The sequence below is a fragment of the Ekhidna sp. genome, from assembly GCF_965227465.1.
Taxonomy (GTDB): domain Bacteria; phylum Bacteroidota; class Bacteroidia; order Cytophagales; family Cyclobacteriaceae; genus Ekhidna.
Genome location: NZ_OZ245746.1, coordinates 3,361,882 through 3,376,639 on the forward strand (window position 1 = coordinate 3,361,882; position 14,758 = coordinate 3,376,639).

Here is a 14,758-nt window from a genome sequence, read left to right on the forward strand (position 1 = left end):
TTTATCTAGTTCTATTAAATTAAAGTATGAACTGTAGGATATTCTGTCTGCTTTTGACATTAGTCTTTGCACCAAAATCTTTTGGGCAAAATGGCTCATATACCAATGTCAAGGAGCCAGCTTCCTATCACAAAGTTAAAATTACTTCGAGCGCTATACTGATTAACGGGACAACTAATGTTAATCGATTTCAATGTGGACTTGATCAGCCTGCACTAAATGATTCAATAGTAGTCAAGGATATTTGGTCAAACCAAAAACTTGACTTTGAAGGGCTGAGGTTAGTCTATAAAATTGAAGATTTCGAATGTGGAATTCGAGCTATGGACTCAGATTTTCAGGAACTTCTCAAAGCTGACACTGACCCATATCTTTTGTTACAATTAAATTCGATAACACTGCATGCTGGAAATCAGTCATTTGAAGAGCTAAATGTAGATGCTGAAGTTGAAATCTTTATGGCTGGTGTAGAGAAAACAATAGAAATCTCAGGAGGTAAAGTATATAATCATTCATCTGCCCATCTAACCCTAAAAGGTAAAAAGGAATTGTTCATGTCTGACTTTGAGATTGCGCCTCCGACTAAATTTTTTGGAGTCGTCAAGGTTACTGATGATATCGAAATAGAATTTGAAATTTCTATGGAGGTTTCTTCTTTGTGAACATGAAAAAGCCGCTCATTGCTGAGCAGCTTTCCTCTACTAATTCTGAGCTAAACTAGAATTGAATCACTGCTTCGATCACAACCCCACTAAATTCAGCTCCCTGAAGTTTCGTTCCAGTAAATCCATCACCAGAATATTTGCTAGTGACATACTCTGTTTTCATCATTACATTTTTTGTCATGAAGTAACCAAAGCCAAGGTGTGTTCTATCGATTTCCCGAGTTGCAGCACCATCAGCTGCTTCTCCACTCACGGCATTATATCTGGCTCCAACGAATACTCTTTCGCTTTCTCCAAATCTATAGATTACATCAGCAGCAATCTGATCGTATCCTCCGCCTGTGTCTCCGCCATTACTGGTTGTTTCATATACTCCAAAGAATTCCAAGCCATTAAACTTGACAAAAGGATTGACCATGATTGCAGTATGAGAGGAGAATCCTGGATTCCATCTTGGCTCAAAGTCACTAGGCCCTCTTCCGATACTTCCATCAGAAATTGTGTGTAAAACACTATAATATCTAGCACCTGCTCTGTCACCACCGTATAGGTAATCTCTCGTACTGCCATCACTACTGTTGTAAAATGAACCAGTGATCCTGAATCTCAAATCGTCATTCATCTGCTTATCATATCCCAATTTTCCAAAGATTACACGGCCATCATCACCCGGTACAGGTTCTTGATTCAGTCGACCATTTGTTATACCCAACATTCCGATAAAACCATTTGATAGATAGCGAAATTCAATAAACGGCTCTGTAGTAAATCCATCCATGATGTAGTTTCCTACAAATGGATTGAACAATGCTCTAGCATTATCTGATCGTCTAAAGTGAGCATCTCCGTAGTTGATCTCATCCATACCTACACGAATGGTTACTTTTTCCATCAGTCCACTCAAAAATCCTGGACTCACAAAATCAAGCTTATCAATCTGCATGTAACCACCTTTTACATAAGCTTCTGGGTGGTGGCGGGAAGAAAGGTAAGTGCGTAGGTGCATTCTCAAACCATCTTCCAGTTGCACATCAAAATTAAGGTTGGCGGTGGGCAATGTCATATTATTGTCCAGGTCGACAAAATCTAATGGCACTGTATTACCACCATTATCTGTTCCAGTCAAACCATTATCATTGGATTGGGAAAGCCCCTGGAATTGCATGGCAAAACCACCTCCTACACGGACTTTAAATCCGTCATATTTCACTGTGTCTTCTTTACTTGTTTCGAAGACATTCCAGCCTCTTAAGTCATTATACCTATAGTACTGGATTGAGGGTAGCTGGGCGTAAACTGCTACAGTCCCGAACAGCATTACACCTATTAGCATTAGTTTAAAAATTGAGTTTTTCATGATTCAGGTTGTTTTAATAAATAATTATTTGGTTAAAAAAATATCGTAGTTAATAACCACCTCATCGCCTGTTTTCAATGTGCCAAACATGGCAGTGGGTGGTGTTATGTCAAAGTCCGTCATTTTGAGAGGTACTTTACCTTGTAGTTGCATCTCTGATGTTCCTTGTTTGACTATTTTGGAATCAAGGTTGATTAACAAGGATTTCCCTCCTATCTCAAGCGTGCCCTTACCTGAAATACTATTACCCTTGATTTCCAAAGTATTCGCCGAAAAGATGATTTCAGGAAAATCATCGGCCTGAACCGCATCATACGCCTTACCATCCATGATGGACTTTCCGCTTTTCATTGACTTAGCCTTGATGGTTGCTTTTAAATTCTGAACCTGAGTTTCTGTTATTACTCCGGTAACATCAAATTCATCGACCGTCATTTCCCAGTCGTGCAAAGAGGAAGTACCCGTAATATTCAGGGTGCTCTTTTCAGCATTTAACTTTATCTGACCTGCTCCGAAAAAACCAAACAGAACCGCCATAATAAATAAGTATTTCATCATTTAATTGATTTTGATTTCAAGGGCTAAATTAGATGTGGAGGGGTGAGTATTTTATGACTGAAAACAGGTCATAACATGATGTTTAACACCGAAATACATGAGTTTTGACACCTTCAGGCATGACAAATGCTTGCTCTAAAGTGCTCTTAAAAATGAAAACACAACCGCCAAATGGGGCATATTTAAATTGCCAGGTCAGGCATTGAAAAGCTTCAAAAATCTGGACTTATTTTAGGTTTTTGTATTGGTTCAGCCAAGACCGAAATAAACCATCAGTACAGAAAAACCATAGCCTAAAATGACATAAAGAATCACGGCCATTAAACTTGCTAGTATGTGCTTTATAACGGATGAAAAAGTCACATTTAGATGGAAAGATATGGATGCATATAAGATCAGTAAAAAGAGAAAAAGCATATTGATTTGAGGATGAACATAAAATACAAAAACCGTAAAAAGGATATATGCCATACCTATCAACAGGTAGATTCCGGCTACAAAAAATCCTACCACTAGATATTCCGCCAAGTTGTACTTCTTATAAAAGAAAAGTTTTTGAGTTAACCCAATAGAGAACACAAGAAAAAAAAGGATATTATTGATGTTTGCCACCATGAACTTGCCCGCTGCAACAAAAAGGACCGCTCTATCAGGGATGTTTTCACTTTGCATTCGCTGCTGTCCATGAAATGGGTCATACCCAGAAGCTTCACGCAAAATCAAATAGACTGCCGTGAGGACCACAAAAAAGGCAACCGGTTTATAGTAATTTTTGCGTCTCCCGCTTATAAACTCCCTAAAAAGCCTCCCCGGGTTAACGATGAGTAATTTAATTGTCGAAAACAATGGACCCTCCAAGGCAAACGTAGAGCTGAAAAAATCATTAATGGTTTCTCGAAAAGTAATTCGTCCTACTGAGGTTGATTGTCCGCAGCTAATGCAATAATCTTCTGCAGTTTTAGATCCGCAGTTCAAGCATACCGGTTGGTTAGATTCGGTCATGATTGATGAAATTACTAAATATGCTTATAAACCTAACGATGTATATCTGAAATAAAGTAACTCCATTATGATGCTAGGCACTGGCATGAAGAATCACATGACCAAACCCTTCCCTAACAATCAAAACTTGTTGAGTGTAGGAAAGAAGTCCATGAGGAAGATGCTTTCAACTATTCATTTTAGCAATTAATCACAGCTGAAAAAAAATGGTGCTAAGAAACAAGCAATGTCTTTAAACAGTAAAGGGATAGCGATAAGGCCATCCCTTTCATTTTTAAATCTCATAAATTTCAGCGAAATCCTATGCACCAATCACGGGTGTTTCACTAACCATTTTCCATTTTCCTTCAGCATTTTTAACTAAAACGATCAAGGAAGTAAATGTCATTTTAATCCCTTTAAATGAAACATGAGCGGTAGCTGTATTGCCATTTAAAATAATTTGACCAATGGATACATCACGTTCGTCACCCCCAAATTCTTTCGTCTTGATCTTTTCCAGAAACACGTCCCTAGACATCACATTAACTTCCTTACTTCCGAAAAGTTGATTCATCACAATACGATAGCTTTCATCCAAAACGTCTGAAAGCACTTTGGTATCCTGTGCATCACCAGCCTTTGAAAATGCTATAATGACACTTTTAATCGCCTTTTGATCATCCTTTTGCCCATATGTTGCAAATCCAAGAAAAATGATTGTTGTTAAAAGAATAGTTTTCATATTAATAAAATTTAAATTGATTGTTAATTAAAGTTGACCCATACCGAAGTGCGCATAATCGAGTGGTGCATAAAGTCATCATGCCTACTGAATGCCATCAACATATTCAACCCGTCTGACGCCAAAACATCTTTGTGATAATCACTAAACTTATTTATTGGAATTGAAAAGCCTAACCAGGTACTCAGCCTAGATTGACCACCACTTATAAGTTGAATTGTCGTGCTTGCTCCCAAATTTTCAAATGATCTATAGTTTCCAGGACATAGGGTTCGATGTTCAATTACTTCTGGGTTTCCATTTTTCACTCTACCCATGATCAAATAGGTTCCTGTTAATTCTTTTGATTCATTCAATCCTATTGCTATCCACCCGGTTGTAGGGGCTGATATTTTAAAAAAAATTCTATCGCCCAGAATTTCCCATGCTACCTTCATACCATTTCTCTCAACACTATTGAATTTTTGAGCAATGTCAGCATTAAGCACACTCATCCAGCCAACAACAGTGACCGCCAGGTACTTCATATTACTAATTATATGATCAATCATTGATATATCAATTATTTAATTAAAAAATTTTTACTTCATATTATTTTGAATCTTCTTCAGCATATCATGTAATAATTGAATCTCTTTATCAGTCAATCCCTTAATGCTATTTTTCCTATGCTTCTCAATTAATGGCATATGGATTTTTATAAAATTTTTCCCTTCTTCTGCCAATATAATTCGATATTGTCGTCTGTTCCCCGGGATTAGCTCTCTTTGAATCATATTTTTCTTCTCAAGCAAATCGAGTGTTCTTGTAATAGAAGCTGGATCTCTATTTGACTTGCTTGCAAGTTCTCTCTGGCTTAATCCCTCGGACTCCTCAACAATTTTTAATAAGATCCATTGTTCAACTGTAATGTCTAATCCAATTCTATCAAACTCTTGTTGTGAGTATGACTTTGCCAATTTACTGGTCAAATCAATTTGAAATAAAATTACATTTTCAATCATTATCAATTATTGATATTGCAATTATAATAAAATTTGATATACAAAAAAAGGTCCGCACACGGCAGACCTTTTTGTTCATCATTGTTTTTACACTTTTTGGAGTGATATTTTACCTAAGCTATTAAAGCTCAAACTTGATTCCTTGTGCTAAAGGAAGTTCTGTTGAATAGTTAATAGTATTCGTCTGACGCCTCATATATGCTTTCCACGCATCTGAACCAGACTCACGACCGCCACCCGTTTCTTTTTCTCCACCAAAAGCTCCACCAATTTCAGCTCCGGAAGTACCGATGTTCACATTTGCAATACCACAATCGGAACCTGCATGGGACAAAAACAGCTCAGACTCTCGGATATTAGTTGTCATTATAGCAGAAGACAATCCCTGAGGAACGGCGTTTTGAATGTCAATTGCCTCCTCGATGGTTGAGTATTTGATTAAGTATAAGATAGGTGCGAACGTCTCATTGCAAACAATCTCATAATCTGCTTGTGCCTCATAGATGGCTGGCTTTACATAGCAGCCAGATTCATATCCTGCACCCTTGAGTACCTCACCTTCAATTACTGTCGTACCTCCTTCAGCTTTCACCTTTTCTATTGCTGCCTGATACATTTTCACAGCATCCGTATCAATAAGTGGCCCTACATGATTATTCTCATCTAATGGGTCTCCAATTCTCAATTGACCGTACGCTTTAATTAATCGTTCCTTTACCTCCTCATATTGGCTTTCATGAATGATAAGCCTCCGTGTAGAGGTACATCTTTGTCCGGCTGTACCGACCGCACCGAACACCGCACCCGGAATCACAATATTTAAATCAGCATGCTCTGAAATAATGATTGCATTATTGCCTCCCAGCTCAAGAATATGCTTACCTAGTCTTGCACCGACAACCTCTCCGACTGCCTTACCCATACGAGTAGATCCAGTTGCAGAGATTAATGGCACACGGGTATCGGCAGCTAATTTTTTACCTATCTCCACATCACCGATCACTAAGCCACAAACACCTGGGTGAACTCCATTCTTTTCAAATACTCTTTGTGCAATTTTTTGGCATGCAATGGCAGAAATCGGTGCTTTTTCTGATGGTTTCCACACACATACATCACCACATACCCAAGCCAGGGCCGCATTCCATGACCATACTGCAACAGGAAAATTGAAGGCTGAAATAATGCCAACAATCCCAAGTGGGTGCCATTGCTCATACATTCGATGAGACGGTCGCTCTGAGTGCATTGTTAAACCATAGAGTTGACGGGACAGACCTACTGCAAAATCACAGATGTCAATCATTTCTTGCACTTCGCCAAGTCCTTCCTGGAGGGATTTACCCATTTCGTAAGAAACCAAAGAACCTAGCTCTTGCTTGAATTCCCTCAGCTCATTACCAAGCTGACGAACGACCTCACCTCTTTGAGGAGCTGGAAGTTGTCTCCATTCTTTGAATGCAGCATGAGCTTCAGTAATGACCTGATCATATGCTTTTTCGTCTGCTAAAGTGACATTAGCTATTACTTTTCCATCTACCGGAGAGTAGGACGCTAGTTTTTCGCCCGTGGTATTTAACCACTTGTGTCCTATGGCTGCACCTTTATTGTCAGCTTCTACCTCTAGTTTCTTTAAAATCGATTGAATATCCTGAGACATATTTTGGGTTGTTGTTAATAATTGGGGTGCAAAGCTAAGAAATGCGAGGAAGGGTGGAAATATTTTTGTAAATTGTAATTTGATTTATGGGGAGCACTGCCACCAAAACGATTCAACGCCCCCGATCGGTTTTTTCTGAGACTCAGAAAAGGAAAGTACATCATTTATTTAATGTACTGGACATTGATCGGAATGGACAACTACAGCCAAACGATTTTGTGAACGTAGGTAAAAAAATTGTTACCCAGCTAAAGCTTAGCGAAGACTCACGAAGTGCTCGTTTGATCCTGCTCAAATCACACAGACTTTTTGTGCAATTATTGACTGATTTAGATAATCCTGAGCTAAGCTTAACACTATGGGATTGGGTGGCATTCTTTAGGGATCAAATTGAGTCCGATCAAGAAGGGATACTCGATCACTACATACAAAGAACATCAAGGCACATTTTCGATTTGTTCGATATGAACAAAGACAAGCTCATATCAAGGGAAGAGTATGCCAACATGCTTACTATTTACAATATTCCTCAGGATGCCGCCATTCAAGGGTTTGAGGAGTTAGATGAAAATCAGGACAATTTTATTTCTGCGGATGAAATGGTAGTTGGGCTAGGTAATTTTTTCCGATCCAGCGATGAGAACGCGAAAGGCAATTTGATTTTTGGACGCTGGGACTAGTTAAAAAATCAACTCCCATCTAAAAGCCCACTTCCATTTAAGCCGAAATTCTTCGATACCTGCACTTTTCAAAATTGAAACCAGTTCCTTTTTCTTGAAGCCCCTCGAAACAGACACAGACGCATCATTTTTAACCATTTCTGACTTTGAAAATAGTGAGGTCAATAACTTAATACTCCAATAGGCAAGTGGATGCCTATGCAGATCATTAATAATAACTCCTATTCTTGCCTGATCGCTGAATTGTTTAAATAGGCTTACAAGCTGATCATTGGTGAAATGGTGAACAAAAAGACAGCAATGAATGACATCAAATTTTTGTTTTTTAAAATCATCACTAAAAATATTGATTGATTGGTAGGTTATTTCCGAATACCTTTTCGTGTTTCTGAGAGCATATTTAACGATATTTTCGTTGGCATCTATCCCTACAAATGATGCTTTCACATCATTTTTCCTACTCCATTTTGCCATTTCCACCATTATGTCACCTCCCCCACATCCCAAATCCGCTAGCATAATGTTTCCATTCGCTTTTGACGCAATTTTTTTATAGGACGAAACGCTTATTTGATTACCTCCAAGTCTTCTATTAATTGTATTAAGTTCTCTTAAGGTTTGATCCACAACCTCACCTGAAATGGTGAGGTCATCCATAATTTCAATCTCCTCAGAACGATACTCAAGCATGAATATGTGATTTCAATACGGTACTTTCCAGCGTAAGGCCTGGACCAAAAGCAAAACTTAAAATATGTTTTTCACTATCCTGTGACTTCATAGAATCCATGATTCTTTTTATGACAAACAGTACCGTAGGTGAAGACATGTTACCATGTGTCCTAAGTATTTCTCTGGCAGGGAGATTTTGTTCTTTTGAAATGTTCAACTTTTCCTCAATCACATCCAAAATTCGCTTACCCCCCGGGTGAATGGCAAAGAAGTCAATGTCACTGATTTTAAGGTTTATTTTTCTCAATAACCTATCCGTCAATTCTCCAATTCCATCTTTAATCACCTCAGGCACTTTCGCACTCAGGTGCATTTCAAAACCATAATCACCTATGTACCAGCCCATCTCATCCCGTGCATGCAGGGCAAGATCATTGTAAAAGGTTTTCATTTCCAGTGACCTATGTCCACTTTCTGAAGAAATGACCATTGCAGCAGCGCCATCCCCAAAAATGGCATTCGCCAGAAGGTTTTCATCATCTTTTTTTTCTTGCAAATGGATGCTGCAAAGTTCTACACACACCACCAATACTTTAGCTTTTGGATCTGCATCGACAATGCTATTTGCTACTTTCATCGCATTGAAAGCGGCATAGCAACCCATGAAATTTACGGATGTCCTGCTAATAGAAGTAGTCAAGCCCAAATGATCAATCAGCTCAATATCCAGACCAGGGGCATACATTCCAGTGCAGCTCACCGTAATTAAGTGTGTAATTTCCTCCTTTTTAATTGTCGAATCACTGATGGCCTGCCGACATGCTTCCTGTGCAAGGCCAATTGCATGCTGTTGATAGATAAGCATCCGTGGCTTAGCAGATGGGAATGTGACATCTTCCTTAAAAAAGCTCTGTCCATTTAAATTTTGACTAAAGTCTTTTAAAACAGAGTATCGTTGCTTGATCCCACTAGCTCGATAGAGAACACGCAGTTTCCGCTCTTCAACCTTATTGAGCTGGAGATGGCTAACCATAAAGTCAGCAATCCTTTCCTGGCTGGCAAGATTGGAAGGTAAAGCAGTTCCTATTGAATTTATAAATGCGGGCATATGCTTGTAGTTCATTAATATTAACCAACTTTTAGCCGAGAAGATTATATAAGCTTGAAAAAATCAACATTCCTTCACCTACGTATTCCGTTTTCTTTCTTCCTACTTCCGGTTTTCATGCTTGCTGTAGCTGTTTCTACTCAAATTTCTACTCAAAATCTCTTATTGGTTTTTTTTCTGCTCCATTTTTTAGTTTACCCTGCCAGCAACGGTTACAACTCCTATTTTGACAAGGATGAGGGGAGCATAGGAGGCCTTAAAAAACCTCCCAAAACAACTAAAGAACTTTACCATGTTGCCCTAATCTTCGATGTTATTGCGCTCATGATTGCAATTTTCATCTCATTTGAATTTGCAATTATGGTTTTCATTTACGGGATGATCTCTAAAGCTTACAGTCATCCTTCGGTACGATTGAAGAAGTTTCCTATTGTGGGGTGGCTTGCAGCGGGAATATTTCAGGGGTACTTCACATTCCTGATGTGTTACGTGGCGATTAATGACTTGAATTTAGCCGATACGCTGATATGGAAAATCCAGTTTCCGGGTATTTTGAGTACACTTTTGCTCCTTGGGTCCTATCCAATGACCCAAATATATCAGCATGAAGAAGATGCAAAACGAGGCGATATCACCATTAGTCAAAAACTGGGGATTCTCGGCACATTTCATTTCACAGCGCTTGCATTTTTTATTTCCAGCGCAGGTTTCTTCTATTATTTTGATCACGCATTTTCATTTCAAGTGGCGCTGCTTTTTGGCGTCTTTATGGCACCAGTCCTGTTTTACTTTGGATGGTGGTATATGAAAGTACGAAAAGATAGAGCCAATGCTGACTTTGATTCAACGATGAGACTCAACCTCGTTTCATCAGTTATGCTCAATGGATACTTCCTCTACCTAGCACTTAGCTAAAAGGGCTTGCCGTGTGTCTGCTTCATCAAGTAGCCTGCTATAGGCTTAATCGACTTACCCGCTGATACTGCAATTTCTGAAAAAGTCTGAGAGCCAAATAATTTCTGAATAGCCCTCCCGGCACTTAATCGCTTAGCAAACAGGTCATTCCAAGCTTCTGAATAATCGTTTTCTAGTTTAGTTCTGTTAAAACCTTGTTGCTGATTCTTAATAATCAACTCACTTAAAATTTTGGCCGAATGAATGGCCATAGCCATCCCATTTCCACAAAGTGGTGTGATCATTCCTGCTGAATCTCCGGACATTAGGATATGATTATATAATGGTTCCTTCTTTTCGAATGTGATCTCGTTGATTACCTCCGGCTTATCAAATAGGAAATCTGAGTCAGAAAATATGGATTTTAAATAAGGATTCTTTTGTAGCACTTCCTCTTCCATATGTTGTATTGAACCATACTCTTTAATATTGGAGCGATGGGACAAGTAGCATAAGTTAAAGGTCTCATTTTCTATTTGACTTACTCCACAATAACCTCCCTTAAAGTTATGTAATGCTATTACATCAGCTCCCACACTATCGGTTTTGATGTGGTACTTCACTCCTACATATGGAGATCTTTTTTGGATAAAATTTCGATTTAAGTTTTTGTCCAGAACACTTCTTTTACCAAAAGCTCCTATGGCAATCTTACAATTATAAACCTGATCACCCTTGTCAGTAATAGTGAAAATATCATCGTTAAAATTGGACGAGGTTACCCTCTGATGTGTAATTTCTACCCCTTCATTGATTGCTATTTCAGCCAGCCAATGATCCAGCAAATACCTGCTTACCCCAAAACCACCTAAATCGAGCGGCATTTTCAAGCTTTTTCCGGATACCGAACTTAAATGGAATTGAGTGATAGCAGTAGGTTGTAAGGCTGCAGGGTATAATTGATGCTGATTTAAAAACGGCAGGACCTCATTGGAGATGTATTCACCACATACCCGATGAAAGGGATACTTTTTTTCTTCGAAAAGTTGAACTGTCAGCCCTGACCTATTCAGCAGAATAGCATTTATGAGTCCCGCAAGCCCTCCTCCAATTATGATGACGTCTTTCACATTCCGAAAATATGAAATAAAAAAAGGTCTGTCGCATGCAACAGACCTTGATTAAATATTTTAACAATAACTACAGCCCTAATCCATAATGCGCTTTGCTACCATCGGGATACAATCCTTCAATTAAAATACCGTCAGTTCTTGGTCGCTTGAAGTAATTTTCTAAATCGCGAATATTCTTGATCTTTTCATTATCAATACCTGTAATTATGAATCCTTCTTTCATTCTTACATCTTTCCACTTTCCTTCACCTAACTCCTGAATTTGTACACCTCCATCAATTCCCAATCTATTCTTAGTGGCATCAGCAACATCAACAAATGTGGCTCCTTCCATTTTAAAGTCAGAAGCCAGCTCAACCACATCAAGCGTACCTTGCTCATTTCTTAGCTTAGCTATGACAATTTTTTCTTTACCATCTCGTATGAACCTCACTTCCACTTCGTCTCCCGGGCGTTTTATCGCCACTTGCTCCTGAAGCTGAGCAACATTATTAACCCTTTTATCATCAATCGCAACTATCACATCCCCTCGCTCAATTCCAGCCAGATCTGCTGCTTTGCCTTGCATTACCCCATTGACGAATATTCCTTTCATAATATCCAAGTCGTTAGCTTCAGCTACCTGAGCATTTACATCAAATATGGAAATACCCAAAAGTGCTCGTTGTACAGCACCGTATTCAACTAGATCACTGACAACTTTCTCAACGAGAGAAACCGGAACCGCAAAAGAATAACCCGCAAATGCTCCAGAAGGAGATGCGATTGCTGTATTGATACCAACAAGCTCCCCATTTAAGTTTACAAGTGCTCCACCGCTGTTGCCAGGATTAACCGCCGCATCTGTCTGGATAAATGATTCAATACGGTAATCACCATCCAGGATATTTATATTTCTTCCTTTGGCGCTAACAATACCAGCAGTCACTGTGGATCTAAACTCATATGGATTTCCAATTGCCAACACCCACTCTCCAATATTGATATTATTTGAATTTCCGTACTTAACAGCTACCAGATTATTTTCATCAACCTTTAAAACTGCTAAATCTGTATCCTCATCAACTCCAACAACTTTTGCCTGATAACTACGGTTATCGTTCAACACAACTTCAATTTCGTCCGCATTTTCAATCACATGATTATTAGTGACAATGTATCCATCCGGTGATATTACAACACCCGATCCGGCTCCACGGGCTGGACCTCCTCTTCGCTCATAGCGATCGCCAAAATAATCTTTAAAGAAGTCATTGAATGGAGTATTTGCACGCATTCCGTCGGTGTATGTTGTTCTAATGTGAACGACCGATGGCGTAGCATTTTTAGCTGCAAATACAAAGTTAAGACCCTCCGGAACAACAAAGTCCGCAGAATCAAAGACATAATTTGTCAGACTAACAGGATTGCTGGTACCTGACGTTTGTTGAATGATTTTTTCATTTGGGGATATTATTGTAAATCCGATAATCGCAACAATACCTCCAAAAAGTGACGAGAACACCATTGCTAGAATGAAACCTTTCTTACTCATATTTTAATCCTTTTTTGCTAGAGTGTATACCGTAAAAGTGCACATTGGGTTTTTAATAATTTTTCTAAACAGCCCTGATTAACCATTATTAACAAAAAAGGGCATCCACCATTACGATAGACACCCCTAATCACCTACTCAAAACACTACTTAACTGTTATTTGCTTCTTTGTGGTTTTCTTCTCATCCTTAGGTAAGGTGATTGTCAAAATACCGTCCTGGTAAGTCGCATCTACTTTCTCTTTATTGATTACATCTGGTAAGTAGAAGGTTCTGTTGAATGTGCCGTAGTAGCTTTCAACACTATGGAAATTTTTCTCTTTTTTCTCATTCTCAAACTTCCTTTCACCACTTACGGTAATCTGATCATCGTTTAGGTCAATGTTAAAATCACCTTTCTTCATTCCCGGAACATGTAACTGAACTTCAAATTCCTTTTCAGTCTCTGCAATGTCCACCCGAGGCGAAAATGTAGGCATTGACCCACCAACCAATTCCTCGTTAAAAAATTTGTCTACAAAGCTTCTAAAGCTTGTAGGTCTGTAATCGTTCGCATTATACTTTATAAGTCCCATTTTTTTATGTTTTTAAGTTTTACAAATTCAACTTTCGATTACACAATGATCGAATTCTGTACCAAATGAAATTTTGCAATTCAAACATGACACTATGGCTGATTTATAACGAAATGTGTCTAAATAACATGTCAATATGTCTGTTTTTAAAAAGATTTAATCTTTAATAATTTTTTTATTCGGTGGCATTGAGAATTGTAAATTGGATGCTTACATTTGCACTCCTTTTTAGGAAATCTTCTCCCTTAGCTCAGCTGGTTAGAGCATCTGACTGTTAATCAGAGGGTCCTTGGTTCGAGCCCAAGAGGGAGAGCAGAAGCCTGGCACATTGCCGGGCTTTTTTGTTTCTATCTATCTGAAAATCTGCAAGGACCGGGTCCTTGGGTGGAACGCCACTCCGATCGAGCACAAGAGGGAGAGCAGAAGCCTGGCACATTGCCGGGCTTTTTTGTTTCTATCTATCTGAAAATCTGCAAGGACCGGGTCCTTGGGTGGAACGCCACTCCGATCGAGCACAAGAGGGAGAGCAGAAGCCTGGCACATTGCCGGGATTTTTTTGTTTCTATCTATCTGAAAATCTGCAAGGACCGGGTCCTTGGGTGGAACGCCACTCCGATCGAGCACAAAAGGGAGAGCAGAAGCCTGGCACATTGCTGGGCTTTTTTTGTTTCTATCTATCTGAAAATCTGTAAGGACCGGGTCCTTGGGTGGAACGCCACTCCGATCGAGCACAAGAGGGAGAGCAGAAGCCTGGCACATTGCCGGGCTTTTTTGTTTCTATCTATCTGAAAATCTGCAAGGACCGGGTCCTTGGGTGGAACGCCACTCCGATCGAGCACAAGAGGGAGAGCAGAAGCCTGGCACATTGCCGGGATTTTTTTGTTTCTATCTATCTGAAAATCTGCAAGGACCGGGTCCTTGGGTGGAACGCCACTCCGATCGAGCACAAGAGGGAGAGCAGAAGCCTGGCACATTGCCGGGATTTTTTTGTTTCTATCTATCTGAAAATCTGCAAGGACCGGGTCCTTGGGTGGAACGCCACTCCATCAGTTGCTATAAGCAGCTAAAGGATTGCATTTACAGTTTTATTTAAAATTCGACTTCAGTACACAGAAGTCCATTTCACATATTCATTCATTAATCGAATATTTAGAGAAAAAACCATCACTTAAAAAAATATTCTAAAAAGCCT

General features: G+C 39.2%; 17 protein-coding genes and 1 tRNA gene. 6 read left to right on the forward strand and 12 right to left on the reverse strand.

From position 1 onward, the window contains the following. Positions 1 to 26: 26 nt before the first annotated feature. Complete coding sequence (locus ACO05G_RS14950) at positions 27 to 662, forward strand: hypothetical protein (protein WP_421763474.1); 636 nt, start codon at positions 27 to 29, stop codon at positions 660 to 662. A 55-nt stretch (positions 663 to 717) separates the two neighbouring features. Here the strand turns inward: ACO05G_RS14950 and ACO05G_RS14955 are convergent, their stop codons facing one another. From ACO05G_RS14955 to ACO05G_RS14985, 7 genes are all read right to left on the reverse strand, one after another. Beyond that, a complete protein-coding gene (locus ACO05G_RS14955; protein WP_421763475.1) occupies positions 718 to 2,022 on the reverse strand; it encodes a hypothetical protein in 1,305 nt (434 codons plus the stop codon). A gap of 24 nt (positions 2,023 to 2,046) precedes the next feature. After that, entirely contained in the window at positions 2,047 to 2,580 is a 534-nt protein-coding gene (locus ACO05G_RS14960) for a YceI family protein (protein ID WP_421763476.1), read from the reverse strand. Positions 2,581 to 2,829: 249 nt separating this feature from the next. Continuing rightward, complete coding sequence (locus ACO05G_RS14965; RefSeq protein ID WP_421763477.1) at positions 2,830 to 3,582, reverse strand: DUF3667 domain-containing protein; 753 nt, start codon at positions 3,580 to 3,582, stop codon at positions 2,830 to 2,832. Positions 3,583 to 3,883: 301 nt separating this feature from the next. After that, positions 3,884 to 4,306: a nuclear transport factor 2 family protein gene (locus tag ACO05G_RS14970; RefSeq protein WP_421763478.1), complete on the reverse strand. Its 423-nt coding sequence runs from the start codon at positions 4,304 to 4,306 to the stop codon at positions 3,884 to 3,886. Between the two features lie 23 nt (positions 4,307 to 4,329). After that, positions 4,330 to 4,857, reverse strand: a complete 528-nt coding sequence (locus tag ACO05G_RS14975; protein ID WP_421763479.1) for a DOMON domain-containing protein — start codon at positions 4,855 to 4,857, stop codon at positions 4,330 to 4,332. 30 nt (positions 4,858 to 4,887) lie between these two features. Further along, the gene (locus tag ACO05G_RS14980) at positions 4,888 to 5,310 is read right to left on the reverse strand and encodes a MarR family winged helix-turn-helix transcriptional regulator (RefSeq protein ID WP_421763480.1); all 423 of its coding nucleotides are present in this window, start codon (positions 5,308 to 5,310) and stop codon (positions 4,888 to 4,890) included. Positions 5,311 to 5,431: 121 nt separating this feature from the next. Further along, complete coding sequence (locus ACO05G_RS14985; RefSeq protein ID WP_421763481.1) at positions 5,432 to 6,970, reverse strand: aldehyde dehydrogenase family protein; 1,539 nt, start codon at positions 6,968 to 6,970, stop codon at positions 5,432 to 5,434. Positions 6,971 to 7,056: 86 nt separating this feature from the next. On the opposite strand from ACO05G_RS14985, the gene ACO05G_RS14990 reads away from it, so the two are divergent. Beyond that, positions 7,057 to 7,650 carry an EF-hand domain-containing protein gene (locus ACO05G_RS14990; RefSeq protein WP_421763482.1) on the forward strand — a complete coding sequence of 198 codons (594 nt, stop codon included), beginning with the start codon at positions 7,057 to 7,059 and terminating at the stop codon, positions 7,648 to 7,650. Here ACO05G_RS14990 and ACO05G_RS14995 read toward each other — a convergent pair whose 3' ends face one another. Then, positions 7,651 to 8,340 (reverse strand): methyltransferase domain-containing protein, encoded by a 690-nt coding sequence (locus ACO05G_RS14995; RefSeq protein WP_421763483.1) that lies wholly within the window; start codon positions 8,338 to 8,340, stop codon positions 7,651 to 7,653. Further along, on the reverse strand, positions 8,333 to 9,430 hold the full coding sequence (locus tag ACO05G_RS15000) for a type III polyketide synthase (protein ID WP_421763484.1): 1,098 nt from the start codon (positions 9,428 to 9,430) through the stop codon (positions 8,333 to 8,335). The genes ACO05G_RS14995 and ACO05G_RS15000 overlap by 8 nt, the downstream gene beginning before the upstream one ends. Before the next feature lie 54 nt (positions 9,431 to 9,484). Between ACO05G_RS15000 and ACO05G_RS15005 the strand changes: the two genes are divergently transcribed. Beyond that, positions 9,485 to 10,345 carry a UbiA family prenyltransferase gene (locus ACO05G_RS15005; protein ID WP_421763485.1) on the forward strand — a complete coding sequence of 287 codons (861 nt, stop codon included), beginning with the start codon at positions 9,485 to 9,487 and terminating at the stop codon, positions 10,343 to 10,345. Here ACO05G_RS15005 and ACO05G_RS15010 read toward each other — a convergent pair. The 3 genes from ACO05G_RS15010 to ACO05G_RS15020 all read right to left on the reverse strand — a co-directional run bounded on the left by ACO05G_RS15010 (position 10,342) and on the right by ACO05G_RS15020 (position 13,566). Then, positions 10,342 to 11,454, reverse strand: coding sequence for an NAD(P)/FAD-dependent oxidoreductase (locus tag ACO05G_RS15010; RefSeq protein ID WP_421763486.1), 1,113 nt, complete (start codon positions 11,452 to 11,454; stop codon positions 10,342 to 10,344). The genes ACO05G_RS15005 and ACO05G_RS15010 overlap by 4 nt on opposite strands. A 70-nt stretch (positions 11,455 to 11,524) precedes the next feature. Next, positions 11,525 to 12,991 (reverse strand): S1C family serine protease, encoded by a 1,467-nt coding sequence (locus tag ACO05G_RS15015; RefSeq protein ID WP_421763487.1) that lies wholly within the window; start codon positions 12,989 to 12,991, stop codon positions 11,525 to 11,527. Positions 12,992 to 13,137: 146 nt separating this feature from the next. After that, on the reverse strand, positions 13,138 to 13,566 hold the full coding sequence (locus tag ACO05G_RS15020) for an Hsp20/alpha crystallin family protein (protein ID WP_421763488.1): 429 nt from the start codon (positions 13,564 to 13,566) through the stop codon (positions 13,138 to 13,140). Between the two features lie 239 nt (positions 13,567 to 13,805). Between ACO05G_RS15020 and ACO05G_RS15025 the strand changes: the two genes are divergently transcribed. From ACO05G_RS15025 to ACO05G_RS15035, 3 genes are all read left to right on the forward strand, one after another. Continuing rightward, positions 13,806 to 13,879: transfer RNA gene (locus ACO05G_RS15025), tRNA-Asn, on the forward strand. A 67-nt stretch (positions 13,880 to 13,946) separates the two neighbouring features. Then, positions 13,947 to 14,258, forward strand: coding sequence for a hypothetical protein (locus tag ACO05G_RS15030; protein ID WP_421763489.1), 312 nt, complete (start codon positions 13,947 to 13,949; stop codon positions 14,256 to 14,258). A gap of 11 nt (positions 14,259 to 14,269) precedes the next feature. Next, the gene (locus ACO05G_RS15035; protein ID WP_421763490.1) at positions 14,270 to 14,659 is read left to right on the forward strand and encodes a hypothetical protein; all 390 of its coding nucleotides are present in this window, start codon (positions 14,270 to 14,272) and stop codon (positions 14,657 to 14,659) included. The last annotated feature ends 99 nt before the right edge of the window (positions 14,660 to 14,758 follow it).